This window comes from Mesorhizobium sp. WSM3862 (assembly GCF_002294985.1).
Classification (GTDB): domain Bacteria; phylum Pseudomonadota; class Alphaproteobacteria; order Rhizobiales; family Rhizobiaceae; genus Mesorhizobium.
This window is the reverse complement of the sequence record NZ_NSGE01000004.1, coordinates 577,932-593,705: the sequence shown is the minus strand read 5'-3', so window position 1 is coordinate 593,705 and position 15,774 is coordinate 577,932. Positions and strand designations below refer to the sequence as shown.

The window sequence follows — 15,774 nt, the reverse complement described above, 5'->3', positions numbered from 1 at the left end:
TGCGAGCGCGCCTAGATCATCTCCAACCCGCGCTTGCGCGTCGGCGGCGGAAAGGCGCGGTCAAGGTCGGCAAGGTCTTCCGCCGTCAGGACTAGGTCGAGCGCCGCAGCATTCTGGCGGACGTGTTCCTGCCGGCTGGCCTTCGGGATGGCGATGACGCCTTTTTGCGCCATTACCCAGGCAAGCGCGACCTGTGCCGCCGTGGCGTTGTGGCGGGCAGCAACGGCATCGAGCCTGGCGTTGCGCGCGAGCGCGCCCTGCTCGACCGGCGAATAGGCCATCAGCGGGATGCCGCGCTCAAGACTCCAGGGCGCGAGGTCGAATTCCGGACCGCGCCGAGAGAGATTGTAGAGGACTTGGTTGGTCTGGACGTTGGCGCCGGAGGGTAGGCCGACCAATTCCTCCATCTCGTCGGTATCAAAATTGCTGACGCCCCAATGGCGGATCTTGCCGGCCGCCTTCAAGGCCTCGAAGGCTTCGATCGTTTCCGACAGCGGCACGCTGCCCGGCCAGTGCAGCAGATAGAGGTCGATGCGGTCGGTGGCGAGCCGTTTCAGACTGTTCTCGCAGGCCCGCTTGACGCCGGCGCGCGAGGCGTTGGACGGCAGCACCTTGGAAACCAGAAAAGTCTCGTCGCGGCGCCCGGCGATGGCTTCCGCCACCACCTCCTCGGCGCCGCCGCCGGCATACATTTCCGCCGTATCGATAAGCGTGATGCCGAGATCCAGCCCAAGCCTCAGCGCCGCGACCTCATCGGCGCGGCGCCGGCCGTCCTCACCCATCTTCCACGTGCCTTGACCCAGCACCGGAACGGCTTCGCCTGACGGCAGGAAAGTGGTTCTGATTTTAGAAGACATGGCCTGCTCCGCGTGAGGCTGGATCGCAGCACAAGCATGGCCGAAAATCCAGGCCGAAGTCCTCGCCTTCGTCCGGATTTCCGGCGCGGGAAACTAGTTCACCGGATGCTTGGCAAGCCAATCCTGCATTTTTTTGATCTCGGCTTCCTGCGCCTTGACGACGTTCTCGGCGAGCTTGCGGATTTCCGGGTCCTTGCCGTTGGCGATCACCACCTTGGCCATGTCGATGGCTCCCTGGTGATGCGGGATCATGCCGCGGACGAAATCGACCTCGGCATTGCCGGTGTAGTTGAGCATCATGTCCTTGTGCATCTTGTCCATGGCCGCCTTGTAGCCAGCGGTTGCGGGGCTGTCCGCGCCCATGGCCATCCCGGACATGTCGTGCTTCATTTCGTCCGATTGCGCGGGCACGCTTTCGAGGAACACCGCGATCAGCATTGCCGCCATCAGCAGCAGCACAATCTTCTTGGCCAAGGTCATCCAATATCTCCTGTTGAATGGAATGTCGTATTTGGGGGCGTCGCTCAGAGTTTCAACGTTCTCAGCCGCAGCGCGTTGCCGATCACCGAGACCGACGACAGGCTCATCGCCGCCGCCGCGATCATCGGCGACAGAAGCATACCGGTGAGCGGGTAGAGCACTCCGGCGGCGACCGGCACGCCGAGCACGTTGTAGAGGAAGGCGAAGAACAGGTTCTGGCGAATGTTGCGGATCGTCGCCTGGGCCAGTGTGCGGGCTCTGACGATGCCGTTGAGATCGCCCTTGACCAGCGTGATGCCGGCACTTTCGACCGCGACGTCCGCGCCGGTGCCCATGGCGATGCCGACATCGGCTCCGGCAAGCGCCGGCGCATCGTTGACGCCGTCGCCGGCCATGGCGATGCCGGCGCCCCTGGCGCGCAGTTCGTCGACAAGTGCCGCCTTCTGATCCGGCAGCAGCCCGGCGCGGACCTCGTCGATGCCGAGCCTGCCCGCGATCGCTTTTGCCGTGCGCTCGTTGTCGCCGGTCGCCATGATGATCCTCAAGCCCTTGTCGTGCAGCGCCTTGATCGCCTCGGCCGTGGTTGCCTTGACCGGATCGGCGACGGCAACCAGGCCGGCAAGCTTGCCGCCGACGGCAACGAACATCGCCGTCTTGCCTTCGGCCTGCAGCGCCTCCGCGCTGGCGGAAACGGGCGCGGTGTCGACGCCGAGGTCGGCCATCATCGCCGCATTGCCGAGCGCAACCTTCCTGCCGGACACGGTACCGGCAACGCCCTTGCCGGTTATCGCCTCGAAGTCCTCGGCACCTGCAAGCTTGGCGCCGCGTTCGGCGGCACCTTCGACGATCGCCTCGGCGAGCGGGTGTTCCGAGCCCTTTTCGAGCGTCGCGGCGAGCGCCAGCAATTCATTCTCCGCAATGCCTTCGGTGGCGACGACATCGGTCAGCCGCGGCCGGCCCTCGGTCAAGGTGCCGGTCTTGTCGACGATCAGTGTGTCGACGGAGGCGAAGCGCTCCAACGCCGCCGCTTCCTTGATCAGCACGCCGGCATGCGCGCCGCGGCCGGTCGCAGTCATGATCGACATCGGCGTGGCCAAGCCGAGCGCGCAGGGACAGGCGATGATCAGCACCGACACCGCCGACACGATGGCGAAGGCCAGGCTGGGCTCGGGGCCGAAGAGCGACCATACAATGAAGGCGATGATCGCCACCAGCACGACAGCCGGCACGAAGTAAAAGGAAACGCGATCTGCCAGCCCCTGGATCGGCGCGCGCGAGCGCTGCGCCTTGGCGACCATTTCGACGATGCGCGAAAGCGTGGTCTCGGCGCCGACCTTTTCGGCATGCATGATGAGGGAGCCGTTCTTGTTGAGCGTGCCGCCGGTGAGCGAATCGCCCTCCGACTTCTCGACCGGCAGCGGCTCGCCGGTGATCATCGATTCCTCGATGGCCGAGCGCCCCTCGAGCACGATGCCGTCGACCGGAACGGCGTCACCGGGGCGGATACGGAGCCTGTCCCCGGTCTTGACGCTGTCGAGCGGCACGTCCTTTTCGGTCCCGTCAGCGCCGATCAGGCGCGCCGTCTTCGGCGCGAGGTCGAGCAAGGCGCGAATGGCCGAGCCCGTGCGCTCGCGGGCTCTGAGTTCCAGCACCTGGCCGAGGAACACCAGCGCGACGATGACCGCGGCCGCCTCGAAATAAACCGGCACGCTGCCGTCATGGCCGCGAAACTGGTGCGGGAAGACATCCGGGAACAGCGTCGCGACAAGGCTGAAGAGATAGGCAGCGCCGACGCCGAGCGAAATCAGCGTCCACATATTGGGACTGCGGTTGAGCAGCGATTCCCAGCCACGATGGAAGAACGGAAACGCCGCCCACAGCACCACCGGACTCGCCAGCGCCAGTTCTGCCCATGTCTTCGTGCGGCCGTCGACGAGGCTTTCGAAGCTGACGCCCAGCATCGGCGCCATTGCGATGATGAGAAGCGGCAGCGAAAGCACGGCGCTGACCCAGAAGCGGCGGGTGAAATCGACCAGCTCCGGATTCGGGCCTTCGTCGCCGGACGGCACGCCCATCGGCTCCAGCGCCATGCCGCAGATCGGGCAGGAGCCGGGCCTGTCGCGAATGATCTCGGGATGCATCGGACAGGTGTATTGCGTGCCCTTAGGCATCGGCTGCGGTTCAGGCCGGCCGGCAAGATAGTTTGCCGGCTCGGTTTCGAACTTGGCCTTGCATCCGGCCGAACAGAAATAGAAGCCCTGCCCTTCGTATCGGGCAAAATGCCTGGCGCTCGCGCGGTCGACATTCATGCCGCAGACGGGATCGGTGGCCGTCAGATATTTGTCCGGCTCTGCCTGGAACTTCGTGCGGCAGCGCTCGCTGCAGAAATGAAAGGTCCTGCCGCCATGCTCGGCCGCCGGCTTGCCGGCCGCCGTATCGACCGCCATGCCGCAGACGGGGTCGCGAATCACCGCTTCGGCCGCAGGCCGAGCATTCTTCCCCGAACAGCAGGATGCGCCGTGCGCATGATGATGGTTATGGTCGGAATGGGTCATCAGCAAATGCCTCGGAACTCTCGGATTGAGGCGGAGGTAGTCCTTCCAGTAACTGGAAGGTCAAGGGTCAGTTTCGATTTTTAGTCTATAAAGTTGATCGGCTGAGCGTCGAACGCACCTTCCGCGTGATGGAATTCGGCCTGTCGCACGCCCCATACACAGCGCGAAGAAAACGCGCTATAGACGCCGCCGAATGGCCAAGATCTCCCTCAAACTCGACGAAATCATCGATGGCGACGCTTTGCGCCGCGACATGACTGCGCTGACGGCGCCGAGCGCAGGCGACGGCTCCGGCAAGGCTGCCCGCACAGCGGTTCTCCAACTGCTCAAGGGCAAGCTCGCGGAAGGGCGAACGATCGCCGAGGCGATGCTGAAGCAGGATGGCGGCGGCCATGCCTGCGCCGAGCGGCTGTCGCATCTGATGGACGAGCTGATCCGGGCGCTTTACGACTTCGCGGCCACCCACGTCTACCAGGTCAAGAACCGATCCGCCGCCGAGCGCATGGCGGTGGTCGCGGTCGGCGGCTACGGCCGCGGCACGCTGGCGCCGGGCTCCGACATCGACCTGTTGTTCCTGCTCCCTTACAAGCAGACGCCGTGGGGCGAGCAGATCGTCGAATACATGCTCTACATGCTGTGGGACATGGGGCTGAAGGTCGGCCACGCCACCCGCAACATCGAAGAGTGTCTGAGGCTCTCGCGCACCGACATCACCATCCGCACCTCGATCCTGGAAGCGCGCTTCCTGTGGGGCGAACGCAAGCTCTATGACGAACTGCTTACCCGCTTCGACCACGAAGTGGTGCGCACCACCGGACCCGAATATGTGCAGGCCAAGCTCGCCGAACGCGACGAGCGCCACGCCAAGGCGGGCGAGAGCCGCTATCTCGTCGAGCCCAATGTCAAGGACGGCAAGGGCGGTCTGCGCGATCTGCAGACGCTGTTCTGGATCGGCAAATACTTCTATCGCGTGCGTACCGGCCAGGAACTGGTCGAGAAAGGCGTCTTCACCGAAGCCGAGTATCGCGAATTCCAGAAGGCCGAGGACTTCCTGTGGGCGGTGCGCTGCCATATGCATTTCCTCACCGGCAAGGCGGAAGAGCGGCTGCATTTCGACATCCAGCGCGAGATCGCCGAGCGGCTGGGCTATACGACGCATCCCGGGCTGTCGGCTGTCGAGCGCTTCATGAAGCACTACTTCCTGGTCGCCAAGGATGTCGGGGATCTCACCCGCATCTTCTGCGCCGCGCTCGAGGAAGAGCAGGCCAAGCATGTGCCCGGCTTCAACCGCATCTTTCTCACCTTCTCGCGGCGCAAGCGCAAGCTTGCCGGCACGTCCGACTTCATTGTCGACAACCACCGCATCAACATTGCCGACGACAGCGTGTTCGAACGCGATCCGGTCAACCTGCTTCGGCTGTTCTGGTTCGCCGACAAGCACGGGCTGGAGTTCCACCCCGACGCGCTGAAGCTGCTGACCCGGTCGCTCGGCCTGGCCAACAAGTCGCTCAGGCGCGACGAGGAGGCCAACCGGTTGTTCCTCGATATCCTGACCTCGGACCGCAATGCCGAGCTCAACCTCAGGCGCATGAACGAGGCGGGGCTGCTCGGCAAGCTGATCCCCGACTTCGGCAAGATCGTCGCCATGATGCAGTTCTCGATGTACCACCATTATACGGTGGACGAGCATCTCATCCGCTGCATTGGCGTGCTGGCCGAGATCGAGCGCGGCGACGGCGCCAAGGTGCATCCGCTGTCGCACTCGCTGATGCCGGGGCTGAAGAAGAGCCGCGAGGCGCTCTATGTCGCGGTGCTCCTGCACGACATCGCCAAGGGCCGGCCGGAGGACCATTCGGAGGCCGGCGCCAGGATCGCGCGACGCATCTGTCCGCATATGGGGCTGTCGGCCGCCGACACCGAGACCGTCGCCTGGCTGGTCGAAAACCATCTCGTGATGTCGATGACGGCGCAGACGCGCGACCTCAACGACCGCAAGACGATCGAGGATTTTGCCTCGATCGTGCAATCGGTGGAGCGGCTGAAGCTGCTTCTGATCTTGACCGTCTGCGACATTCGGGGCGTCGGACCCGGGGTGTGGAACGGCTGGAAGGGACAATTGCTGCGCACGCTCTATTTCGAGACCGAGTTGCTCTTGACCGGGGGCTTCTCCGAAGTGTCGCGCGCCGAGCGCACCTCCGCCGCGCGCGAGCGGCTCGCCGAGGCGCTTTCCGCATGGCCGGCGAAGGAGCGCAAGCGCTATGTCGCCCAGCACTACGAAAACTATCTGCTGACCGTCGACCTGCCCGACCAGCTGCGCCACGCCGAATTCGTGCGCGAGGCGGATGTGGCCGGCAGGAAGCTCGCCACCATGGTGAAGACGCATGAGTTCGAAGCGGTTACCGAGATCACCGTGCTGGCGCCGGACCATCCGCGCCTGCTGTCGGTGATCGCCGGCGCCTGTGCCGCGGCCGGCGGCAACATCGTCGATGCGCAGATCTTCACCACCTCTGACGGGCGGGCGCTGGACACCATTTTGATCTCCAGAGAATTCGACCGCGACGAGGACGAGCGGCGGCGGGCCGAACGCGTCGGCAAGCTGATCGAGGACGTGCTGTCCGGCAAGAGCTGGCTGCCCGAGATGATCGAGAAGCGCGCCAAGCCGAAGCGCGGCGCCAAGGCTTTCCGCATTCCGCCGCGCGCCGAGATCCGGAACACGCTGTCGAACCGTTTTTCCGTGATCGAAATCGAGGGGCTGGACCGGCCCGGCCTGCTCTCAGAGGTCACCGGCGCGCTGTCGGACCTATCGCTCGATATCGCCTCGGCCCACATCACCACTTTCGGCGAAAAGGTCATCGACACCTTCTATGTCACCGACCTTACCGGCCAGAAGATCGACAGCCCGACGCGCACGGCCACGATCCACAAGCGGCTGATCGACACACTCGAAGGCAACGCGCCCGAACGCAACGGCAAGGCCAAGGCGGCGGCCGCCGAGTGATCATCACCATCCATTTGACGCAATTCCGCAGGCAGTCATCCTCCGCATGAGCCTTGTCAAGAAATTCGCCACCGTCGCCTCCGGCACGCTGATGAGCCGCGCGCTGGGTTTCGGCCGCGAGATGCTGATGGCGGCGGCCCTCGGCACCGGACCGGTCGCCGACGCCTTCAACGCCGCCTTCCAGTTTCCCAACACCTTCCGCCGGCTGTTCGCCGAAGGCGCCTTCAACGCCGCCTTCGTGCCGCTGTTCGCCAAGGAGATCGAAACGCACGGCACCGACGGCGCCAAGCGTTTCTCGGAGGAGGTGTTCGGCGTGCTGTTCTCGGCGCTTCTGGCGCTCACCATCGCCATGGAACTGGCAATGCCGCTGATCGTCCGCTACCTAGTGGCGCCCGGCTTTGCCGACATTCCGGGCAAGTTCGAGACGACCGTCCGGCTGGCGACGATCATGTTTCCCTATCTGATCTGCATGTCGCTCGGCGCGATGATGGCCGGCATGCTGAACTCGCTGCGCCGCTATTTCGCCGCGGCCATCGCCCCCGCTTTCCTTAACATCATCCTGATCAGCGTGCTCGCCTATGCCTGGTATCATGGGCTCGACGCGCATGATGTCGGCTTCGGCCTGTCCTGGGGCGTGCTGGCGGCGGGCATCGTGCAGCTCGCCATCGTCTGGGTAGCGGTGCGCCATGCCGGCATCTCGATCGGCTTCCGCCGGCCCAAGATGACGCCGAACGTCAAGCGGCTCCTGATCCTGGCGCTGCCGGCCGCTATTACCGGCGGCATCACCCAAATCAACCAGCTGATCGGCACGGCGATTGCCTCCGGGCAGAACAGCGCCGTGTCATCGCTCGCCTATGCCGATCGCATCTACCAGCTGCCGCTCGGCGTCGTCGGCGTGGCGGTGGCGATCGTGCTGCTGCCGGAGCTGTCGCGGGCGCTGAAATCGGGCAATCTGATCGAGGCGGCCAATTTGCAGAACCGCTCGGTCGAGTTCACGCTGTTCATGACCTTGCCGGCGGCCGCGGCGCTTTGGGTGATGTCGGAGCCGATCGTGCGGCTGGTCTATGAGCGCGGCGCCTTCGCCGCCAACCATTCGACGCCGATCGTCGCCTCGATCCTGGCGATCTTCGGCCTCGGCCTGCCGGCCTTCGTGCTGATCAAGGCCTTCACGCCCGGCTATTTCGCGCGCGAGGACACGCGCACGCCGATGATCTTCGCCGCCATCTCCGTCGGCGTGAACGTCGCCACCGCGCTGAGCTTGTTTCCTTCGATGGGCGCGCCGGGCATCGCCGTCGCCTCGGCCGTCGCCGGCTGGGTCAACGCGGCTTTGCTGCTCGGCATGTTGATAAAGCGCGGCCACTGGGGTCGCGACATACCGCTCTTGAAGCGCATTCCCCGGCTGGTGCTGTCGGCCGCGATCATGGCAACGGCACTTTACTTCGCCGAGCACTATTTCGCCGCGCGGCTCGGGCCCGGCTCGCCGCTGGTGGTGAAGGCGACGACCCTGTTCGCGCTCGTCGGCGGGGGTGCGGCGCTCTACTTCATCACCGCCTTCGGCACCGGCGGCGCCGATTTCGGCATGATCCGTCGGAACGTGAAGCGCGGCACGGCGAAATCTGCGCCGCGGAAATCGAACACCGGCTTGGACGAATAACTCGAGCTGGCTTTCAGCAACAGCGGTCTTGATCCCGCATTCGCCTTCGTCCATAAGCCCGCCGTCGCAAGACTTTCGCCGCGCGCGGTTTCCAGCCGCATGATTGGCTCCAAAAAGTCTGCAACTTTTTGGAATCATGCGTATACGGCCCTCCACAAGCCATGAGGAAATCATGTCCGCCTTCAAGCCCCTCGTCTTCTCGGGCGTCCAGCCGACCGGCAATTTGCATCTGGGCAACTATCTCGGCGCCATCAAGAAATTCGTCGCCCTCCAGGAACAATCCGACTGCATCTATTGCGTCGTCGACCTGCATTCGCTGACGGCGCAGCTCGTGCACCAGGACCTTGGCGACCAGACGCGCTCGATCACCGCAGCCTTCCTGGCATCGGGCATCGACCCCAAGAAGCACATCGTCTTCAATCAGTCGCGGGTCATCCAGCACGCCGAGTTGGCCTGGATCTTCAACTGCGTGGCGCGCATCGGCTGGATGTACCGGATGACGCAGTTCAAGGACAAAGCCGGCAAGGACCGCGAGAACGCCTCGCTCGGCCTGCTCGCCTATCCGAGCCTGATGGCCGCCGACATCCTGCTCTACCGCGCCACCCATGTGCCCGTGGGCGAGGACCAGAAGCAGCATCTGGAATTGACCCGCGACATCGCGCAAAAATTCAACAACGACTTCTCGGAAAAAATCGCGGCGCTCGGCGTCGGCGTCGAGATGCAGGTCGGCGAAGAGACGGTGAATGGCTACTTCCCGATCACCGAACCGGTGATCGGCGGTCCTGCGGCGCGCATCATGAGCCTGCGCGATGGCTCGAAGAAGATGTCGAAGTCGGACCCGTCGGACCTGTCGCGCATCAACCTCACCGACGATGCCGACACAATCTCGAAGAAGATCCGCAAGGCCAAGACCGATCCGGAGGCCTTGCCGAGTGAAGTCGACGGGCTGGAAAGCCGGCCGGAAGCCGAAAACCTGGTCGGCATCTATGCCGGCCTCGCCGAAATTTCCAAAGCCGACGTGCTGAAGGAATATGGCGGCCAGCAGTTTTCCGTGTTCAAGCCGGCGCTGGCCGACCTTGCAGTCGAAAAGCTCGCGCCGATCGCCTCGGAGATGCGCCGCATCGAGGGCGACCGCGCCTATGTCGACGCCGTGCTCAAGGACGGCGGCGAGCGCGCCCGCGCGATCGCCGAAGGCACGATGAAGACGGTGCGCGACATCATCGGCCTGTTGCAGGACTGATCGGTCCTCGCTGGTTGACTGGGATCGCCATACCGGCCGGCGGCTTGCCGCCGGTCCGTGGCGGTGGCAGATTGCGGCCGAATTGATACCGAGCGGACAGACATGGTTTCCAAACGCCTCAGCCGTGAAGCCGGACATCGCCGCAAATTCCTGGCGATCATCGACGATACGCCGGAATGCGAGCGCGCGGTCGCCTACGCATCGACGCGCGCACAGAGCACCAGCGGCGTGCTGGTCCTGCTCTATGTGATCGAGCCGGACGATTTCCAGCATTGGCTGGGGGTTGAGAAGATCATGCGCGAGGAAGCCAACGCGACCGCGCGCGCGGCGCTCGACACCTATGCCAGCAAGGTGCGCCAGAAGGTCGGCATCGAGCCGGAACTGGTGGTGCGCGAAGGCAAGCCGACCGAGGAAATCCACAAGCTCATCGAGGAAGACCAGGACATCGCCATCCTGGTGCTGGCGGCCGGCGCCGGCAAGGAAGGTCCGGGGCCACTGGTGAGTGCGGTGGCCGGCCGGGGCGCCGCCTTCCCCATCCCGGTCACCGTGGTGCCGCAGAACCTCTCCGACGAGGAAATCGAGAGCCTGGCCTGAATTGGGAAGGCCCCTCCTGCCCGATTGGAACGTCGCCGATCCGTAGATACACATCGATGTTATCAACCAGCCCATAGCCCTTGGCCCGTGTCGGCGGCGCGCCATTTGGAATGGTCACGGAAACGGCCATTCCAAAGGAGCGCCGGTGGACGAATCAACCCGGAAAGCAGGGCGTAGCGGCACGTCAAAGCCGCGAAACGCTGGGACTGGATCACCGGTGCAGCCGCGCTCGCAGGCAGCGCGATCGCAGCAAAAAGCCCGGCAGACGCCTCATGCGCAGCAGGAGCGCAGGCACCGCGTGCTCGCCAAGGGGCACCCGGCCATGGTGGACAGCATCGCCGACGCGATTACCGTCAAGAATCTCGATCTCTACTATGTCGCTCCCGACGCCCAGATACCGGTGAAAGGCGAGCACGGCTTCGGGCTCTATTTCCACGACTGCCGTTTCCTCGGCGGCTATGAGATGACGCTGGGCGGTTTGCCGCCGATCGTGTTGGCCTCGACCGCGCAAAGAGGTTACGCCGCGCTTTTCGAACTGGCCAATCCCGACCTGCATTGCGATGGGGGGCAACTGATCCCCAAGGACGAGCTCGGCATCCGCTGGGAGCGCATTCTCGATGCGGAGCAAACATGCGTGCGGGAGGTTCTGACCATCCAGAATTTCGGCCACGAGCCGCATGGCTTTCCGCTGGCCCTGCACTTCGGCGCCGGCTTCGAGGACATTTTCAATGTGCGCGGACTGGTGCCGAAGAACCTCGGCAGGTGCGAGCGGCCCGCCTGGCGCGACGGCAGCCTCCACTTTGTCTATCACGGCGCCGACCACGTTCGCAGAACGGCAACAATCGGTTTTTTGCCGGCACCCGATGCCATGCACAGAACGGCGGCCGAGTTCCGGTTCGATGTGGCGCCAGGAGAAAAGCGCACCATCGCGATCACCATAGAATTGAGGGAACTGTCGGAAGAGCCGGAGGCCGAGCAAATGAGCCAGCACCCGGCGTTTGCTCTCGAGGCCTTTGCCGGGACGGTTCAGGCGGATACTGAAAAATGGCTGGAGCAACACACGAAGTTCGACAGCGACAGCCTGCTGCTCAACAGCATCATGGACCGTTCGCTGCGCGATCTCGCGGTGCTCAGGTCGGATCTTGGCAACAGGGAGTATTTCGCAGCCGGCGTGCCGTGGTACGTCGCGCTGTTTGGACGTGACAGCCTGATCGTCGCGCTCGAGATGCTCGCCTTCCAGCCGGAGATCGCCGCCCAGACGCTGCGCCTTCTCGCCGGCTATCAGGGACGTCGAACGGATCGATGGCGAGAGGAGCAGCCCGGCAAGATACTGCATGAGCTGCGCGTCGGCGAGCTCGCTCGCGCGGGCAATGTCCCACATGCCAGATTCTACTGCACGGTCGACGCGACCCCGCTCTTCCTGCTGCTTCTCGGCCGCTATGCCGCGTGGACAGGCGACGTGGGACTCTTCCGCGAACTGCGGGAGCCGGTGGAAAAGGCCTTGGGCTGGATCGCCAAGGCCGGAGACGGGCATGGCGAAGGCTATGTCAAATACCGCACCATCTCGGAAAGCGGTCTCGTCAATCAGGGGTGGAAGGATTCGGCCGACGCGATCGTCAGGACCGACGGCAGCATCGCCAGGCCGCCGATCGCGCTGGTCGAGGTGCAGGGCTATGTGTTTGCGGCCAAGCATGCCATCGCCGATCTCTACGAACGCATTGGCGAGCGCAACAGCGCCAGGCAGCTTCGCGGCGAGGTCGAAAAGCTTCGGACACGGTTCAACCGCGACTTCTGGTGCGAGGACCTGGACACTTTCGCGCTGGCGCTCGAGGCGCGCGGCCGCCCGGTCGCGGTCGTTTCCTCCAACCCGGGCCATGCGCTGTGGACCGGCATCGCGGATCGGGGCAAGGGCCGCCGAACCGTGCGGCGGCTGATGCAGGACGACATGTTCAACGGCTGGGGCGTGCGCACGCTCTCGAGCGCGGCGCGGCGCTACAATCCCGTCGGATATCATCTCGGCACCGTATGGCCGCATGACAATGCGCTGCTGGCGGCCGGCTGCCGGCGGTATGGCGAGGACGGCGCGGCGCTGCGGATCTTCACCGCCATTGTCGAAGCGGCGATGCACTTCCGCCATCACCGGCTGCCGGAGGCGATGGCGGGCTTTCAGCGCAACGATTTCCAGGTGCCGGTGCACTATCCCGTGGCCTGCCACCCGCAGGCATGGGCAGCGGGCGCGGTGCCGTTCCTGGTGACCACCTGCCTCGGCCTGGAGCCCGACGCCTTCGCAAACAAGCTGCGGATCGTGCGGCCGCGACTGCCCGATTTCGTCAGCCGCATCGAGCTTCGCGGGCTGCGGGTCGGCGAGGCAAGCGCCGACCTCGAATTCAGGCGCACGGCGGACGGCGCCGAGGTGAACATCCAGAAGACGAGTGGACAACTCAGCGTGGAAGTCGGAGGATAGGCTTGTCGTGGCGAAGCGCTCCGCCGGGGCAAAAACATTCCGCCAGCCAGCCGTTCGGGCGACGCGTTTCGCTTGAATGTCCAGCCGATAGAGCCTATTTAGAACTATTCCAAACTATCGGCCCGGAAGGGCCTGGAGATATCCATGTTCATCCAGACCGAATCGACGCCGAACCCGGCGACGCTGAAATTCCTGCCCGGCAAGGAAGTGCTGCGCGACGGCACCGCCGATTTCCGTGACGCCGAAGGCGCCGCACAGGCTTCGCCGCTGGCCGGCCGGCTGTTCGAGATCCCCGGCGTCACCGGCGTCTTCTTCGGCTACGACTTCATCACCGTGACCAAGGACGGTCCGGACTGGCAGCACCTGAAGCCGGCAATCCTCGGCGCCATCATGGAGCATTTCATGTCCGGCGCGCCGGTCATGGCTTCGGCGGCTCCGGCCAACGACGCCGGCCAGGCCGGCGAGTTCTACGACAAGGCCGACGAGGAGCTGGTGCTCACCATCAAGGAGCTGCTCGACACCCGGGTGCGCCCGGCGGTCGCGCAGGACGGTGGCGACATCACCTTCCGCGGCTTCGAGAACGGCACCGTGTTCCTGCACATGAAGGGTGCTTGTGCCGGTTGCCCGTCATCGACGGCGACGCTGAAGCACGGCATTCAGAACCTGCTCCGGCATTTTGTTCCGGAAGTGCAGCAGGTCGAGCAGGTCGCCTGATAATTCTGCTCCGCCGGCCGCCTGTTGCGGTTTCTGAGCTTCTCGGCGGAGTGAATTTTCTCCAACCGCAAAAACAAAAAACCGGGCCCCAACAGCCCGGTTTTCTGTCTTTGGACGTCTTGTTGTTGCCTAGACGGTCCGCGCACGCAAGCTTTTGTCCGCGGCCATCGTGATCACATCACGATGACCTTGGCGCCGACCGAAGTGCGGTCGTAGAGATCGATAATGTCCTGGTTCATCAGGCGGATGCAGCCCGACGACATCGCCTTGCCGATGGAGAACCACTCCGGGCTGCCATGCAGGCGGTAGCCCATGTCGCCGCCCTTGTTGAACAGATACATGGCGCGCGCGCCGAGCGGGTTCTTCAGGCCCGGCTCCATGCCGCCGGCGAATTTGGCGAGTTCGGGCTGGCGCTTGATCATCGGCGCCGGCGGCGTCCAGGTCGGCCATTCGCGCTTCAGCGCGATATGGGCGGTGCCGTGCCACTCGAAGCCCTCGCGGCCGACACCGATGCCGTAGCGCATGGCCATGCCGTCACCCTCGACGAAGTAGAGGAACTTGTTCTGGGTGTCGACGATGATGGTGCCGGGCTTCTCGGGAGTGTCGTAGCGCACTTCCTGCCGGCGGAAGCGGGCCGGAACCTTCTCGATCGGGATGCGCGGCAGCTGATAGCCGGCATCGGTCATCGCGCCATAGTTGTTGGTGAAGATCTGCCCGCCGATGGTGCTGCACCCGCTGATCGCGGTCGACAGCGCAAGGGCGGCGACGATTGCAAACGACTTCAAGCGCATGAATAGGTCCGACGCCCTGCCTTTTATCAGCGGCACGAGTCGGCCGCTTTCTCACCATCATTCATGCTGGCATTTCTTTTGCTTGCCAAGCGCGCACTGCCTATATGCATGACCTTCCCTGCCGGTAAGTGCCGAACTGCGGCATTTCGGCAACAGGGGTCGCGAGATTGTGAAGTAAAATCAACGGGGCAGCCGGAAGGGCTGCCGGAGACAGGAGAGCGCCATGAATGTCGGTGATGCCGCCGAGCGTTCCGGCCTGCCGGCCAAGACCATCCGCTACTATGAGGAGATCGGCCTGATCCTGCCGGCGCGCGCCGAAAACGGCTACCGCGACTACTCGCGCGACGACGTGCACCGGCTGGCCTTCTTGCGCCGCGCCCGCAACCTCGGCTTTTCAATCGACGATTGCAGGCAGCTGATGGCGCTTTATCAGGACCGCGACCGCGCCAGCCACGACGTGCGCGAAATCGCCAGCGCCCATGTCAGGGCGATCGAGGAAAAGGTGCGCGAACTGCAGTCGATGCGCGCAACGCTGCAGAAGCTGATCCACGCCTGCCACGGCGACGACCGGCCGGACTGCCCGATCTTGGATGACATGGCGGGGGCGGCGTGAAGTCGCCGAGCCGAAGCTAGACAAGTATCCAATCTCTATCTTAGCTCTTGAGCGAGCAACAAATCCTCGGCAGGAGTGCTCCACCATGAAGGGATACTGGCTCATCGTCGGCACCGAGATTTCGGATCAGGAAGCGCAAGCCGAATACGCCAGGCTGTGGAAGCCCATCGGCGAGAAATATCAGGCACGCAGCAATCCTTCGAAAGTGCCGCCCCTGCTGGTGGAGGCGCGCGATGCCGGTCGGGTGATCGTCGTCGAATTCCCGTCATTGGAAGCTGCCATGGCTTGCTATGACGACCCGTCTTACGAGGAAGCGAAGCGGTTTGCGCTGCAGGCGTCGAACCGCGTCTTGCTGATCTTCGAAGGGGCTCTGGGGGAGGCTGGATGAGGTGCTCTACAATGAAGCGTCGATCATCGGCATTACTTGGGCGATCACCGATTGGCCTGTAACGCTGATTGCGTTCGGCTTAGGATTTTTTTGGGGTTCATACTGCGGATGCAGCAGGGTAGCAACACTCTCAAGTGTTGCGGTGGTCTGTGAAATATATAACCGCCCTGCTCAACGCGGTTATTTATTTAACAGACCCGACTTGGCACCCGGGACAAATCATGATCCAAAAGCGGTTGTCTTGGGGGGAACCACTTTTGATCCGCATAGCAATCCTTGTAGGCATTGCTGCCAGCGCGACGGCATGCACCAGCCAGGCGAATGTTCCTTATTCGAGTAAGGTAACATGCACAAACCATACCGAATACGGTGCAATCCCCGGCGGGGCGCTTGTGCCGGTGAACGTTAATGTTTGTATCCCAGACA

12 protein-coding genes are annotated in these 15,774 nt (G+C 63.9%); 8 read left to right on the top strand and 4 right to left on the bottom strand.

Annotated elements, in window-relative coordinates; translation table 11 throughout:
- Positions 1–11: 11 nt before the first annotated feature.
- From CK224_RS15195 to CK224_RS15185, 3 genes are all read right to left on the bottom strand, one after another.
- Positions 12–857: an aldo/keto reductase gene (locus CK224_RS15195; RefSeq protein ID WP_067003540.1), complete on the bottom strand. Its 846-nt coding sequence runs from the start codon at positions 855–857 to the stop codon at positions 12–14.
- 93 nt (positions 858–950) lie between these two features.
- Complete coding sequence (locus CK224_RS15190; RefSeq protein WP_095782310.1) at positions 951–1,337, bottom strand: DUF305 domain-containing protein; 387 nt, start codon at positions 1,335–1,337, stop codon at positions 951–953.
- A gap of 44 nt (positions 1,338–1,381) precedes the next feature.
- On the bottom strand, positions 1,382–3,892 hold the full coding sequence (locus CK224_RS15185) for a heavy metal translocating P-type ATPase (RefSeq protein ID WP_095782309.1): 2,511 nt from the start codon (positions 3,890–3,892) through the stop codon (positions 1,382–1,384).
- Positions 3,893–4,085: 193 nt separating this feature from the next.
- On the opposite strand from CK224_RS15185, the gene CK224_RS15180 reads away from it, so the two are divergent.
- The 6 genes from CK224_RS15180 (at position 4,086) to CK224_RS15155 (ending at position 13,556) form a co-directional block, all read left to right on the top strand.
- Positions 4,086–6,890, top strand: a complete 2,805-nt coding sequence (locus CK224_RS15180) for a [protein-PII] uridylyltransferase (protein ID WP_095782308.1) — start codon at positions 4,086–4,088, stop codon at positions 6,888–6,890.
- 46 nt (positions 6,891–6,936) lie between these two features.
- Complete coding sequence (murJ, locus tag CK224_RS15175) at positions 6,937–8,544, top strand: murein biosynthesis integral membrane protein MurJ (RefSeq protein ID WP_095782307.1); 1,608 nt, start codon at positions 6,937–6,939, stop codon at positions 8,542–8,544.
- A 172-nt stretch (positions 8,545–8,716) separates the two neighbouring features.
- Positions 8,717–9,784 carry a tryptophan--tRNA ligase gene (gene trpS / locus CK224_RS15170; RefSeq protein WP_067003531.1) on the top strand — a complete coding sequence of 356 codons (1,068 nt, stop codon included), beginning with the start codon at positions 8,717–8,719 and terminating at the stop codon, positions 9,782–9,784.
- 102 nt (positions 9,785–9,886) lie between these two features.
- A complete protein-coding gene (locus CK224_RS15165; RefSeq protein ID WP_067003529.1) occupies positions 9,887–10,378 on the top strand; it encodes a universal stress protein in 492 nt (163 codons plus the stop codon).
- A gap of 322 nt (positions 10,379–10,700) precedes the next feature.
- The gene (locus CK224_RS15160) at positions 10,701–12,842 is read left to right on the top strand and encodes an amylo-alpha-1,6-glucosidase (RefSeq protein WP_176477930.1); all 2,142 of its coding nucleotides are present in this window, start codon (positions 10,701–10,703) and stop codon (positions 12,840–12,842) included.
- Between the two features lie 144 nt (positions 12,843–12,986).
- Complete coding sequence (locus CK224_RS15155) at positions 12,987–13,556, top strand: NifU family protein (RefSeq protein WP_067003527.1); 570 nt, start codon at positions 12,987–12,989, stop codon at positions 13,554–13,556.
- A 173-nt stretch (positions 13,557–13,729) separates the two neighbouring features.
- Here the strand turns inward: CK224_RS15155 and CK224_RS15150 are convergent, their stop codons facing one another.
- A complete protein-coding gene (locus CK224_RS15150) occupies positions 13,730–14,347 on the bottom strand; it encodes a L,D-transpeptidase (RefSeq protein WP_067003525.1) in 618 nt (205 codons plus the stop codon).
- A gap of 223 nt (positions 14,348–14,570) precedes the next feature.
- On the opposite strand from CK224_RS15150, the gene cueR reads away from it, so the two are divergent.
- Together cueR and CK224_RS15140 are read left to right on the top strand one after the other, a co-directional pair.
- The gene (gene cueR, locus CK224_RS15145; protein ID WP_067003523.1) at positions 14,571–14,960 is read left to right on the top strand and encodes a Cu(I)-responsive transcriptional regulator; all 390 of its coding nucleotides are present in this window, start codon (positions 14,571–14,573) and stop codon (positions 14,958–14,960) included.
- 85 nt (positions 14,961–15,045) lie between these two features.
- Positions 15,046–15,348, top strand: coding sequence for a DUF1330 domain-containing protein (locus CK224_RS15140; protein WP_095782305.1), 303 nt, complete (start codon positions 15,046–15,048; stop codon positions 15,346–15,348).
- Positions 15,349–15,774 lie beyond the last annotated feature (426 nt).

Excerpts from the sequence above, each read along its gene's own strand:
- CK224_RS15195 (WP_067003540.1), bottom strand. The coding sequence starts at position 857 with ATGTCTTCTAAAATCAGAACCACTTTCCTGCCGTCAGGCGAAGCCGTT.
- CK224_RS15190 (WP_095782310.1), bottom strand. The coding sequence starts at position 1,337 with ATGACCTTGGCCAAGAAGATTGTGCTGCTGCTGATGGCGGCAATGCTG.
- CK224_RS15185 (WP_095782309.1), bottom strand. The coding sequence starts at position 3,892 with ATGACCCATTCCGACCATAACCATCATCATGCGCACGGCGCATCCTGC.
- CK224_RS15180 (WP_095782308.1), top strand. The coding sequence starts at position 4,086 with ATGGCCAAGATCTCCCTCAAACTCGACGAAATCATCGATGGCGACGCT.
- murJ (WP_095782307.1), top strand. The coding sequence starts at position 6,937 with ATGAGCCTTGTCAAGAAATTCGCCACCGTCGCCTCCGGCACGCTGATG.
- trpS (WP_067003531.1), top strand. The coding sequence starts at position 8,717 with ATGTCCGCCTTCAAGCCCCTCGTCTTCTCGGGCGTCCAGCCGACCGGC.
- CK224_RS15165 (WP_067003529.1), top strand. The coding sequence starts at position 9,887 with ATGGTTTCCAAACGCCTCAGCCGTGAAGCCGGACATCGCCGCAAATTC.
- CK224_RS15160 (WP_176477930.1), top strand. The coding sequence starts at position 10,701 with ATGGTGGACAGCATCGCCGACGCGATTACCGTCAAGAATCTCGATCTC.
- CK224_RS15155 (WP_067003527.1), top strand. The coding sequence starts at position 12,987 with ATGTTCATCCAGACCGAATCGACGCCGAACCCGGCGACGCTGAAATTC.
- CK224_RS15150 (WP_067003525.1), bottom strand. The coding sequence starts at position 14,347 with ATGCGCTTGAAGTCGTTTGCAATCGTCGCCGCCCTTGCGCTGTCGACC.
- cueR (WP_067003523.1), top strand. The coding sequence starts at position 14,571 with ATGAATGTCGGTGATGCCGCCGAGCGTTCCGGCCTGCCGGCCAAGACC.
- CK224_RS15140 (WP_095782305.1), top strand. The coding sequence starts at position 15,046 with ATGAAGGGATACTGGCTCATCGTCGGCACCGAGATTTCGGATCAGGAA.